Consider the following 12,784-nt stretch of genomic DNA (forward strand, 5'->3'; position numbering starts at 1 on the left):
AATAAGTATTTTGAGCGTCAGGAAGTTTTTTCCTGACGCTCTTTTGTTTTAATTTATTTTTTGATTACTTTTCAGAAGCTAATCAAGCTATTCGTTACAAGTTTTTTTACGGCTGCCTTTTTTTGTAAGGTAAAAAAAGAGCTTCCGTTGGTCGCTTTTTTTAACCAACAAAAAATAGTTGCCATTTCAAAAAGCTTTTCACTGCTATCTGGGCTATCTAAGCAAGCGTGAGAACTTGAAACAAAATAAACCTGAAACTTGAAACAATTTTAAAAATAAGACAAATTGACATCCTTTAGAAAGAGGTACAACCTTTGATGAAGATTTATACACAGATATTACGTAAAACTTAGAACACTTAAAATATGAACTACGGTAAAGAATTCAAAAAATTTGCTACAAAGCACCAAGGAGTAAACGCAATGTACTACGACAAAATCGTAGCGGCAATGAATCCAACTAATATGACTCCATATATTATAGAAGAGCGTCAGTTGAATATTTCTCAATTAGACGTTTTTTCAAGATTAATGATGGACAGAATTATCTTTTTAGGAACTGGTATCGACGATCAAATCGCTAATATCGTTCAGGCTCAGTTATTATTTTTAGAAAGTGCTGATGCTTCAAAAGACATTCAAATTTATCTAAATTCTCCTGGAGGAAGCGTTTACGCAGGACTAGGAATTTACGATACAATGCAATACATAAAACCAGACGTAGCGACAATTTGTACAGGTATGGCAGCTTCTATGGGAGCAGTTTTATTATGTGCAGGAGCAGCAGGAAAACGTTCGGCTTTACCACATTCAAGAGTAATGATTCACCAACCATCAGGAGGAGCACAAGGAGTTGCAACTGACATGGAAATCAACTTACGTGAAATGTTGAAACTAAAAGATGAATTATACCATATTATCTCACAACATTCAGGACAAACTTTTGACAAAGTACACAAAGACAGTGAGCGTGATTACTGGATGAAAGCTGACGAAGCTAAAGAATACGGAATGATTGATGAAGTATTGAGAAGAAGCTAAAAAAAGTTTTATTTGTTTCAGGTTTCAGGTTTCAAGTTTGCTATTGTTGACTTGAAACGTGAAACTTGAAACCATTTTTCAAACTTGAAACAAAAATAAAAAGTTAATAGGTTGCTAAGTTTTTAAGGTTTTATTGATAAATCTCAGAAACTTAGTAACTTTGCGACTTATGTAACTAAAAAAGAATGGCTAAAGTAGTATTAGAATGTTCGTTTTGTGGAAGAAAAAAGCCAGAAACCAATTTATTGATTGCAGGTATTAATGCACATATCTGTGATAAGTGTATTGAACAAGCACACGGAATTGTAATAGAAGAATTAAAATCAAGTGGAAGCGCTAAACTTGTTGGGGATTTAATTTTAAAGAAACCAAAAGAAATCAGAGCTTTCTTAGATCAATATGTTATTGGTCAGGATCAAACAAAAAAAGTAATGTCAGTTGCGGTTTACAACCACTACAAACGTTTAATGCAACAGCAATTAGACGACGAAGTAGAGATTGAAAAAAGTAACATCATCATGGTTGGTCAAACCGGAACCGGAAAAACATTGGTAGCAAAAACTATCGCAAAAATGTTAGACGTTCCTTTGGCTATCGTTGATGCAACCGTACTTACAGAAGCTGGTTATGTAGGTGAAGATGTCGAAAGTATTTTGACACGTTTGCTACAAGCCGCTGATTATGACGTAACCAAAGCCGAAAGAGGAATCGTATTTATTGATGAGATTGATAAAATTGCCCGTAAGAGCGATAATCCGTCCATAACACGTGACGTTTCTGGTGAAGGAGTGCAACAAGCATTGTTGAAATTATTAGAAGGAACAGTTGTAAACGTGCCACCAAAAGGAGGACGTAAACATCCGGACCAGAAATTTGTTGAGGTAAATACTCAAAATATCCTGTTTATTGCAGGAGGAGCGTTTGATGGAGTAGAACGTATTATTTCTAAACGTTTAAACCGTCAGGCAGTTGGATATTCTACTTCTAAAAATGTAGACAATATCGACAAAGACAATTTATTGCAATATATTATTCCAAAAGATATTAAAGATTTTGGGTTGATTCCTGAGATTATTGGTCGTTTGCCAGTTTTAACACATATGGATCCTCTTGATAGAGAAACTTTACGTGCGATCCTGACACAACCTAAAAATGCGTTAATCAAACAATATCAAAAATTATTTTTAATGGATGATGTTGAATTTAATATTTCAGATGAAGCATTAGATTTTATTGTTGATAAAGCTTTAGAATACAAATTAGGAGCTCGTGGATTACGTTCGTTATGCGAAGCAATCTTAACAGATGCAATGTATGAACTACCAAGTTCAGACGATAAAGTTTTGACAATCGATAAAGATTATGCAAAACATACTTTGAATAAAAATTTATTGAAGCGAATGGAAATTGCTTCTTAAATTTCAAAATACTTTTTTCTGAGTTTAAAACTTTGAGGAAGATTAATATAAACCTGTTCATTTATTTGAGCAGGTTTTTTTTATACTTTTTTTGTACTCTTTCTGTTTCTGTTTTTATGTAAATTGGCATTATGAAAAAAGTATTCTTTATTATAAGTTTTGTGCTGGTATGGTCCTGTAAGAACAATAAAAAAGAGCTCAAAGAAGCAAGTGTTTTTAAGGCTGAAAAAACAATAGAAAATGTTTCTAATCAAAAGACTCGTAACGAACTAAAAGAGATAGATTATAGTACTTATTACAAAGAAGCGCAGCAATATTGTAAACGTAATAATCTGAATCAGAATACATTTTTCCTAATAGATTTAGGCGTTCATTCCGGTTTAAAGAGATTCTTTGTTTATGACTTTAAAAAAAATAAAGTAGTTCAATCCTATATGGTAAGTCATGGTTGTGGTGATAATAGCTGGGGCGCAACGATGTCTAAAGAGAATGCGCCAATAAGCAATGAATTCGATTCGCATTGTTCCTCTGTAGGTAAATTTATTATTTTGGATCGCGGTGTAAGCCAATGGGGAATAAAAGTAAATTATGTTTTGCAGGGAAAAGATAAAACAAATTCACATGCCAGAAGCCGTGCAATAGTTTTGCATTCCTGGGAAGCCATTTCAAGTCACGAAGTCTATCCTCAGGGAACTCCTGAAGGCTGGGGTTGTCCCGCGGTATCGAATGAAAGTATGAAGGAAATCGACAAACTTCTCAAAGAAAATAAAAAAGTACTAATGTGGATTATTAAGTCTTAAGTTTAATTTAAACTCCAAATCTGATTTTCTTATAAAAATAAAATTTCTCGTCTAGCCCTGATCGAAACGATATCCTTTTGCTGTGGAGTTCACAGCAAAAGATATAGTGAAGAGCAGGACAAAAGGTGTTTTTTTAATGAAAACTTCTGCTCCTGAAAAAATTACTGAACCCTAAATTTCTCCCGATATTCTATTGGTTTCATCCCAACCATTTTAAAAAATACTTTTCTAAATGCTTTTGGATCATTATAACCTGTTTTTTCGATAATTTCAGAAATCGAAAGCTGGGTTTGCTCCAGATATTTCTTAGAACTCTCGACCCTTATATTTTGTAAATATTCTATTGGAGGGATTCCTGTAACTTGTTTGAATCTTCGTGTCATATTTCGCGCACTTGTTGGAATATCTTTGGTGATTTCTTCCAATTTTTCGATCGTATGATATTGACTTTCAATTTTTTGCTGAAGCATTGCAACCAAAGTATCGTTGTGTAAATGATTTGGTCTAAAAGTACTAAAGTAGCTTTGTTTGTATCGGTTTAAATCAATTGAGAAAATCTTGGCAATCTGAACGGCAATTTCGTTTCCGCAATATTTCTGAACCAGTAAAATCAATAAATGAAACGTTGAGGTAGAACCACCGCTTGTATATAAACTGCCATCAGCTGTTAACGTTTCTTCGGCTTTTAGTTTCACTAACGGAAAAGCTTTTGTAAAAGCACTACAAGCGTCAACATGGGTTGTGGCTAGTTTTTCGTTTAACAATCCTGATGCCGCAAACAAGAAAGCCCCTGTGCAAAAACTTGCTAGTTCAGCTCCGGACTGATGTTGCTTTTTTAACCACGGAATAAAAATTTTATTCTTTGCAATCATTTCTCCCATATTGTCAGTCGTAAAAGCAGGAATTAAAATGAGATCTAAAACTTCATTAGAATTTTCAATTGCATGGACTTCATAGCCAAATAAAAGTTCCTTATTCATCTGCTCAGCCGATTGAAAAACCATAATGTTGAAAGGTTTTTCTATTTCTTTCGAGAGATTATTAGCAGTTTCAAACACTTCTAAAATGGCTGCTATACTTAATAATTTATAGTCATGCGGTACGATCAAACCTATTTTTTTGCTCATAATTTTGTGGTTTTGGGAAAGTTAATTGCGATACAAAAATAATTATTTTGTCTTAAATGACCCTAAAGTTGACTTTTAATGTATCTTAAAACAAATGCTAAAATTTTAAATTTGCTATAAATAATTTGTAATTTTATAAAAAAGGATACTTAATTTTAATAAATAACCAATGATAACAGTACATAATACGATTGGTGCATCGATAGATAAAGTTTGGGATTGCTGGATATTACCGGAACATATCAAAAACTGGAATATTGCCATAGAAGATTGGTATACTCAAGATGTGGAAAATGATCTAAAAGTTGGTGGAAAATTCAAATACAAAATGGCTAAAAAAGATGGAAGCCTGAGTTTTGATTTTGAAGGAGAATATACTAAAGTTGAAAACTTATCTTTAATAGAATATAAACTCGTTGATAACAGAATAGGAAGAGTAAGTTTTGAAAAAGAGGAAAGTGAAGTAAAAATCACAGAAACGTTTGAACCTACAAAACAAGATTCTGAAAGTATGCAGAAGGAATGGTGTCAAACGGTTATTGACAATTTTAAAAAGTATGTCGAAGAGCTAAAAGCTCATTAAAAAAATATAAATAATTCTAACAAATAAATACAATGATAACAGTACAAAATACAATTAATGCATCTATAGATAAAGTTTGGGAATTTTGGACACAACCGGAACATATTAAAAACTGGAGCTTTGCTTCGGCAGAATGGCATACACCTTATGCTGAAAATGATTTAAGAGAAGGAGGAAAATTTAAATCGACTATGGCTGCAAAAGATGGTAGTATGAGTTTTGATTTTGGAGGTGAATATACTTTGGTCGAAAAAAATAAAGCAATTGAATATGTATTGGAAGACGGAAGAAAAGTAGAAATTACTTTTACCGAAACACCAGACGGAGTAGAAATTATAGAAAGTTTTGATCCCGAAACTCAAAATTCAGATGAAATGCAACAAGGCGGATGGAATGCGATCCTGGATAACTTTAAAAGTTATGTAGAGCAGAATTAGTTTTTTTCTAAAGGTTCAAAGGCTCAAAGTAGCAAAGGCTCAAAGGTTATGAAAACTTAGTCTTAGCTGCAAAAGGCACTTAAATTATCTTATATAACTTATATGGTTTAAAATAAAAAAAAACAAAAAACTATGACAAAACAAATATGGTTGAATTTGCCTGTTAAGGATGTGGCAAAAGCTAAAGATTTTTTCTGGAAAATTGGTTTTTCTTTTAATGAGCAACACGATACACCTCGTTCTACATGTATGGTAGTTGGTGAATCACATTTTGTTGTAATGCTTTTTGAAGAATCTTTATTTACCGGTTTTTCTCAAAACAAAATAACGGATACGCAATCAAGTTCAGAAGTTTTGATTTCAATTGATGCAGAAAGTGCTTCAGAAGTTGATGAATTAGCAAAGAAAGTCGAAGAAGCCGGTGGAAAAGTTTTTGCTCCTCCGGCAGAAAGTCAAGGCTGGATGTATGGTTTTGGTTTTGCCGATTTAGACGGTCATCGATGGAATGTTTTATTTATGGATTTTAGTAAATTATCTTGATTATGGAAACTTTAGAATTTAAAATCAGAATCAAAGCACCGGCAGAAAAAGTCTGGTCAGTTTTATGGAACGATGAAACCTATAGAAAATGGGCAGGAGTTTTTTATGATGGATCATATGCAATAAGTGATTGGAACGAAGGTGGAAAAATACACTTTCTGGGACCTAACGGAGGAGGAATGAACAGCATAATCGAAAAAAAAGTCACTAACGAATATATGGCTTTTAAGCATTTGGGAGAAATTAAAGATTTTAAGGAACTGCCTATTGATGAAGAAACAGAAAAATGGAGCGGTGCAATGGAGATCTATCGGTTAACGCCTGATGATGAGTTTACAGATCTTGTAGTTCAGGTTGATGTAGTAGAAAAATTTATTGATTATTTCAAGGATACTTTTCCAAAAGGGCTTGAAATAGTAAAAGAACTTTCTGAAAATAAATAGAGGAAAGAGAATAGAGGAAAGAGGAAAGAGAATAGATAAAAAACAAAATATCATGGCAACATCAGTAAACCCTTATTTAATATTCAACGGGAATTGCGAAGAAGCATTTCTGTTTTACAAATCAGTTTTTGGAGGTGAATTTCCCTATATCGGAAGATTTAAAGACATGCCTGCAGATGAAAATGGCAGCTGTCCCGAAGTATCTGAAAAAGATGCGAATAGAATAATGCATGTTTCCCTGCCAATTGGAAATACTATTTTAATGGGAAGTGACAGTAATGAGCAATCCGGAGATGTTGTTTTTGGAGGAAACTTTTCAGTATCTATCAATCTCGAAAGCACTGCCGAAGCAGATAGAATTTTCAACGGACTTTCTGCAAGCGGAACGATTTATATGCCTATGAATAAGACTTTCTGGGGCGCTTATTTCGGAATGTTCAAAGATAAATTCGGCGTAAGCTGGATGGTGAATTTCGACGAATCAGAAGCGCATAAAGAATATAATAGTTAGGTTATTTTGATACCTGAACATATTTGTTAAATTAATTCAAAAAGCACATTCATATGTGCTTTTTCTTTTCAAAAAAACAAACAATATCCTTTTTTATCAACAATAGATTGCCGATTTTTGTCGCTTCTTAAAATCAACGTAAAATGGCAATAGAAGGTAAAGAGATTATTTTATTAAAAGTTTCAGGACATGATAAAATAGGAGTAACAGCAGGATTAACAGCCGTATTGGCGACTTATGATGCCAATATTTTAGATATTGGTCAGGCTGATATTCATGACACACTTTCTTTGGGGATTTTGTTCGAAATCGAAGCCGGTTCAAGTTCAGGACCCGTTTTAAAAGACTTATTGTTTAAAGCTTACGAATTGGGTGTTAAGGTGAAATTTATTCCAATTTCTGTAGAAGATTACGAAACCTGGGTAAAATCACAATCAAAACAACGTTACATCATCAATATTTTAGGAGAGAAACTGGCAGCTTCACAATTAGCCGCAGTGACCAAAATAATGTCAGATCAAAACCTGAATATCGATTCTATAATTCGATTAACAGGCAGAACATCTATTGTCGAAAAAGAAGAATATCCACGTTCTTGTATACAATTATCCGTTACGGGCGAAATTGTAAATAAGATTATCATGACGGCAAGTTTCATGGAGATTTCAAGAACCCTGAATGTCGATATTTCATTTCAGGAAGATAATATTTACAGACGAAACCGTCGTTTGGTTTGCTTTGATATGGATTCGACTTTAATCCAGACTGAAGTCATTGATGAACTGGCAGAACTAAACGGAGTAGGAGAGCAAGTTCGTGCCATTACAGAATCTGCCATGAACGGCGAAATAGATTTCAACGAAAGTTTCAAACAGCGCATGGCTTTATTAGAAGGCTTGAGCGAAGATGTTTTGCAAAATGTTGCTATCAACTTACCAATTACAAAAGGAGCACATCGTTTGATGAAAGCCCTGAAATATTACGGTTATAAAACCGCAATTTTATCCGGAGGATTCACTTATTTTGGAGAATATCTTCAAAAAGAATTGGGAATCGATTACGTTCATGCCAATCAGTTAGAGATTAAAGACGGTAAATTAACGGGTAAATATTTAGGCGAAATCGTAGACGGTCAAAAGAAAGCCGAATACCTAAAGGCCATTGCCGAAAAAGAAGGAATTCACATCAACCAAACTATCGCAGTTGGTGACGGAGCAAACGATTTACCAATGCTAAACTTAGCCGGTTTGGGAATCGCCTTTCACGCAAAACCAAAAGTAAAAGAAAGTGCTTCAACCTCAATTTCAAGTTTAGGACTTGATGGAGTTTTATACCTTTTAGGATATCACGACAGGTATATTGATATGATGTAGAAAAGGGCTTCGACTTCGCTCAGTCTGACAGTCGAAATTTTAGCTCATTTTTGTTATTTCGACGAAGGAGAAATCACACTCGAAACTCGACAAAGATTGGGAATTTTAGCTCATTTTTGTTATTTCGACGAAGGAGAAATCACACTCGAAACTCGACAAAGATTGGRTTTTCGTTGCGGAGTTACTTGCGAAGATTTCTCCTTCGTCGAAATGACAATATTGAGAAAATCTTAGCGACTTAGAATCTCAGAGCCTTAGAATCTTAATAATGGCATGCCCCTCCGGGTCGGGCTATTCATTCCAATCTTTTTGTTTTTAAAGAAAAAACAAAAAGGATTTTCACTTCTATCCCTCATGCAATTTGTTTTTATAAATGCATTTTTTGTCATTTCGACGTAAGGAGAAATCACACGCCTAAATCGACAAAGATTGGAGATTTTTCTTTACTGAATTTCTAATGTGATTTCTCCGTACGTCGAAATGACAAAAACAATTAACTTGTATGAGTGAAAGCCTCTTATTAGTAATAAATTAAGAGGTAAAATTATTCGTGATATTCGTGAAATTCGTGGCAAAAAAATCACTACATCTCCTTCAACTGCTCTAAATAATCCCTCTGATTCGAAAGTCTCGGAATCTTATGTTGTCCGCCTAGTTTATCGCGTTCTTTAAGCCAATCATAAAACAAGTTTTCACGAGCTACATTAATCACCAAAGGATTTAAAGTCATATTGTTGTGACGTTTCGCTTCGTAATCAGAGTTTAAAGTCTGCAAAGTTTCATCCAGAACTTTCTGGAAAAGCCCAACATCAGCAGGTTTTTTCTTGAATTCGATCATCCATTCATGAGCACCTTTTTCTTTGTCCTGCATAAAAATAGGGGCAACCGTATAATCGATAACTTCAGTCTGTGTAACCTGACACGCTTTGGCAATTGCCTGATCAGTATTCTCGACCATCAACTCTTCGCCAAAAACATTAATATGATGTTTGGTTCTTCCTGTAACACGAATTCTGTACGGATTTAAAGAGGTAAAACGAACCGTATCACCAATTAAATAACGCCATAAACCTGAATTTGTCGTAATAACAATTGCATAGTTTTTATTCAGTTCAACATCAGCCAGGCGAATTACTTTTTGATCCGGAGTACCAAAAGTATCCATTGATATAAATTCATAGAAAATACCATAATCAAGCATCAACAGCAAATCGCTTGAATTATTCAAATCCTGAATGGCAAAAAAGCCTTCAGAAGCATTGTATATTTCGTAATATTTAAAGTCTTTACTAGGTAGTATTTTCTTGTATTGTTCTTTATAAGGAGAAAAACTCACACCTCCGTGAAAGTAAACTTCCAGATTCGGCCAGATTTCCAGCAAGCTTTCTTTACCTGTGTTTTCTAAAACCTTATTCATTAAAACCAACATCCACGAAGGTACTCCTGCAAAGCTGGTTACATTTTCATTTTTAGTTTCGTTTATAATGGCAGCAATTTTAGCTTCCCATTCACTCATTAAAGATGTTTTACTGCTTGGCGTACTGCTGAATTCAGCCCAGATTGGCATGTTTTCAATCAAAATAGCAGATAAATCTCCAAAGAAAGTATTGTTGTTTTCGTAAATCTGAGAACTTCCGCCTAATCGAAGACTTTTTCCTAAAAATAATTCAGAATCCTCATTGTTGTTCAAATACAAACAAAGCAAATCTTTGCTTCCTTTATAATGACAATCTTCCAGAGCTTCTGTACTTACCGGAATAAATTTACTTTTTGCATTCGTAGTTCCGCTGGACTTCGCAAACCATTTTATCGGAGTTTCCCAAAAAACACCCTGTTCACCCTGACGTGTGCGTTCTATCAAAGGCTGTAATTCTTCATAAGTTGCAATAGGCACCCTATCAGCAAAAGTCTGATACGATTTGATAGACTCAAAATCATATTGTTTGCCTATAACAGTATTCTCTGATGCCGTTAATAAATTGTGCAACAGTTCTTCCTGAACTTCGTTGGGATATTTTAGAAAAAGTTCTATTTGATGTATCCTCTGTTTCAGGACCCAAGAGGCAAACGAATTGATTATTGATAAGGGCATGAGTCAATTTTAGATTTTAGTCCCGATAACTATCAGGAGGTTTTAAATTTTAGATTTTATCTTAACGCGAAAATCAAAAAATATAAAATTTGAATATCGATCGACAAATACTAACTTTGCCGTTGTATCAAAAATAGTGTTTTTTTGTAAAAAAAACGTTCTATAAAAGTAAAGATTCCAAATGATAATTGGAATTTTAACAAATAAAAGTTCACAATCCGGAGCAAAACTAATATCTGAAATTTACAATCTAAAATTCTTATGACATATCAAGGTGTACTTACAAAAATGCAAACTGAAATGGGAACCCCAATTCAATATTATCTGGTTTTCGAGGATAGTTTTCTAAATATGAACCAACTTTTAGATAAAGAGATTGAGATTAATTTTGCAGGATATGAATGTTTGAATTGTCATAAAAAGAAAAAAATATTTCGTCAGGGTTTTTGTTATGATTGTTTTTATTCCAGTCCGGCAGTTGGTGATTGGATTATGAGACCGGAATTAAGTACAGCACATTTAGGCATTGCAGATCGTGATCTTGAATATGAGCAAAAAGTACAACTACAGCCTCATGTTGTATATCTCGCTTTGGCAAGTGAAGTAAAAGTTGGTGTAACACGCAAGACACAAGTTCCAACCCGCTGGATAGATCAGGGCGCAACACAGGCAATTGCAGTTGTTGAGGTTCCTAATCGATATTTAGCCGGAATTACTGAGGTAGCTTTAAAAGAACATTATACTGATAAAACAAATTGGAGAAAGATGCTTCAAAATACAGGGGAAAGCTTTGATCTTCTTGCAGAAAAAGTAAAAGTAGAAAGTTTAATTCCTGATGAAGCAAAAGAATATTTCTATTCTCAAAAAAATGATCTGTACCAATTGAATTATCCGGTGCTGAATTATCCTGCTAAAGTGGCGAGTTTAAATCTGGATAAAACACCATCTTTTCAAGGAAAATTAACAGGAATTAAAGGCCAGTACTTAATTTTTGAAAACGGAACTGTTTTCAATGTTCGCAGTTCAGAAGGCTATGTTGTTACAATAAACGTCTAGTTTTATCACCCAACCGTCTACCGTATTGGGCTAACGGTCTAGTATATAATTATTTGTAAAATAGTTTTTGTCGTTTTAAATCTCTTTCAATTAGCTGAATATGTGAATGTTGATACATTTCCTTACAATTTTGTAATAATAGCTTATTGAAAGAATTTACTTTTAGAAAAAAAAAGAGACTAGTTTTAAGCTAGTTGAATTTCTTGATTTTTCTAAGGTTTAAATGAAGATTTAATAATTCGTAATCTATTTTATAAGATGGGTGTTGTAGCAAAAATAAATAATTTCAGGCGTAGCTTAATGCGCAACCTTACTAAGAATATTGGTAAAGCAAGATCACAAGAAGATATCATTTTAGTGGATAAAAAAGATATAAAAAGAATCTTGATCTGCAGACCAAATGGAAGGTTAGGAAATTTATTATTGATAACACCTCTCGTTCAGGAAGTCATAGAAATATTTCCAAATTGTAAAGTCGATTTGTTTGTTAAGGGAACGTTATCCCCAATTATTTTTGAAAACTATAAAAATATTGATAAGATAATCGACTTACCCAAAAGGCCATTCAAAAATTTATTGAAATACATGAATGTCTGGATTTCAATAAAAAGACAAAATTATGATATTGCGATCAATGTAGATCAAAATTCTTCTTCAGGACGTTTGGCAGTCCAGTTTTCAAATGCCAAGTATAAATTTTACGGAGATTCTAATCTGGAAACTCAACTTGTAAAAAATGATTACGAACATATTGCCAAATATCCGGTATATAACTTTCGACATTACTTAACCAAACTCAGATTTCCTAAAAGCAATAAAATCATTGCACCTTTAGATCTTAAATTGTCATCTTCTGAAATTGTCGAAGGAAAGAAAATCTTGAATGATATATTTCATAATGATAAAAGAACAATCTGCATATTTACTTTTGCAACAGGAGAAAAATGTTTGTCAGAAGAATGGTGGGAGAATTTTTATGGTAAACTAAAAGAAGAATATAAAAACTACAATATCATAGAAATTTTGCCTGTAGAAAATGTCTCTCAAATTGCATTTAAGGCACCATCATTTTATAGCAAAGATATTCGCGAAATAGGTTCTGTAATTGCCAATGCCGATTTATTTATTGGTGCAGACAGCGGAATCATGCATTTGGCAAGTGCTGTACAAACACCAACAATTGGTTTGTTTTCTGTATCAAACATCAAAAAATACGAGCCTTATGATAATTGCAGCGTTGCGGTAGATGTTAATTTATATACCAAAAAAGAGTATCTGAAAACAATAAATTCAATCCTGAATAACGGAAAATTAAGTAGCTATTCAGACGCTATTTAGTAAATAATAAGTATATAAAAAAACAG

General features: G+C 33.5%; 13 protein-coding genes. 11 read left to right on the plus strand and 2 right to left on the minus strand.

Annotated elements, in window-relative coordinates; all coding sequences use genetic code 11:
* The first annotated feature begins 365 nt into the window (after positions 1-365).
* The 3 genes from clpP (at position 366) to ASF10_RS03520 (ending at position 3,258) form a co-directional block, all read left to right on the plus strand.
* On the plus strand, positions 366-1,040 hold the full coding sequence (clpP, locus tag ASF10_RS03510) for an ATP-dependent Clp endopeptidase proteolytic subunit ClpP (RefSeq protein ID WP_055095106.1): 675 nt from the start codon (positions 366-368) through the stop codon (positions 1,038-1,040).
* A 185-nt stretch (positions 1,041-1,225) separates the two neighbouring features.
* A complete protein-coding gene (gene clpX / locus ASF10_RS03515) occupies positions 1,226-2,458 on the plus strand; it encodes an ATP-dependent Clp protease ATP-binding subunit ClpX (protein WP_056245443.1) in 1,233 nt (410 codons plus the stop codon).
* A gap of 131 nt (positions 2,459-2,589) precedes the next feature.
* On the plus strand, positions 2,590-3,258 hold the full coding sequence (locus tag ASF10_RS03520) for a murein L,D-transpeptidase catalytic domain-containing protein (protein ID WP_056245446.1): 669 nt from the start codon (positions 2,590-2,592) through the stop codon (positions 3,256-3,258).
* A 161-nt stretch (positions 3,259-3,419) separates the two neighbouring features.
* Here the strand turns inward: ASF10_RS03520 and ASF10_RS03525 are convergent, their stop codons facing one another.
* Entirely contained in the window at positions 3,420-4,385 is a 966-nt protein-coding gene (locus tag ASF10_RS03525) for a GlxA family transcriptional regulator (RefSeq protein ID WP_056245449.1), read from the minus strand.
* A 169-nt stretch (positions 4,386-4,554) separates the two neighbouring features.
* On the opposite strand from ASF10_RS03525, the gene ASF10_RS03530 reads away from it, so the two are divergent.
* The 6 genes from ASF10_RS03530 (at position 4,555) to serB (ending at position 8,272) form a co-directional block, all read left to right on the plus strand.
* Positions 4,555-4,968: an SRPBCC domain-containing protein gene (locus ASF10_RS03530; protein ID WP_056245452.1), complete on the plus strand. Its 414-nt coding sequence runs from the start codon at positions 4,555-4,557 to the stop codon at positions 4,966-4,968.
* 32 nt (positions 4,969-5,000) lie between these two features.
* Positions 5,001-5,405, plus strand: a complete 405-nt coding sequence (locus tag ASF10_RS03535) for an SRPBCC family protein (protein ID WP_056245456.1) — start codon at positions 5,001-5,003, stop codon at positions 5,403-5,405.
* A 132-nt stretch (positions 5,406-5,537) separates the two neighbouring features.
* Positions 5,538-5,945, plus strand: a complete 408-nt coding sequence (locus ASF10_RS03540; RefSeq protein WP_056245459.1) for a VOC family protein — start codon at positions 5,538-5,540, stop codon at positions 5,943-5,945.
* Between the two features lie 2 nt (positions 5,946-5,947).
* Positions 5,948-6,388, plus strand: a complete 441-nt coding sequence (locus tag ASF10_RS03545; RefSeq protein WP_056245464.1) for an SRPBCC domain-containing protein — start codon at positions 5,948-5,950, stop codon at positions 6,386-6,388.
* Positions 6,389-6,440: 52 nt separating this feature from the next.
* Positions 6,441-6,899 (plus strand): VOC family protein, encoded by a 459-nt coding sequence (locus ASF10_RS03550; RefSeq protein WP_056245466.1) that lies wholly within the window; start codon positions 6,441-6,443, stop codon positions 6,897-6,899.
* Between the two features lie 143 nt (positions 6,900-7,042).
* Entirely contained in the window at positions 7,043-8,272 is a 1,230-nt protein-coding gene (serB, locus tag ASF10_RS03555; protein WP_056245469.1) for a phosphoserine phosphatase SerB, read from the plus strand.
* Positions 8,273-8,855: 583 nt separating this feature from the next.
* On the opposite strand, the gene ASF10_RS03560 is transcribed toward serB, so the two are convergent.
* Entirely contained in the window at positions 8,856-10,364 is a 1,509-nt protein-coding gene (locus ASF10_RS03560) for a GH3 auxin-responsive promoter family protein (RefSeq protein WP_056245471.1), read from the minus strand.
* 261 nt (positions 10,365-10,625) lie between these two features.
* Between ASF10_RS03560 and ASF10_RS03565 the strand changes: the two genes are divergently transcribed.
* Positions 10,626-11,420, plus strand: coding sequence for a DUF2797 domain-containing protein (locus ASF10_RS03565; RefSeq protein ID WP_056245474.1), 795 nt, complete (start codon positions 10,626-10,628; stop codon positions 11,418-11,420).
* Positions 11,421-11,678: 258 nt separating this feature from the next.
* Complete coding sequence (locus tag ASF10_RS03570) at positions 11,679-12,758, plus strand: glycosyltransferase family 9 protein (protein WP_056245477.1); 1,080 nt, start codon at positions 11,679-11,681, stop codon at positions 12,756-12,758.
* The last annotated feature ends 26 nt before the right edge of the window (positions 12,759-12,784 follow it).

This window comes from Flavobacterium sp. Leaf82 (genome assembly GCF_001422725.1).
GTDB lineage: Bacteria > Bacteroidota > Bacteroidia > Flavobacteriales > Flavobacteriaceae > Flavobacterium.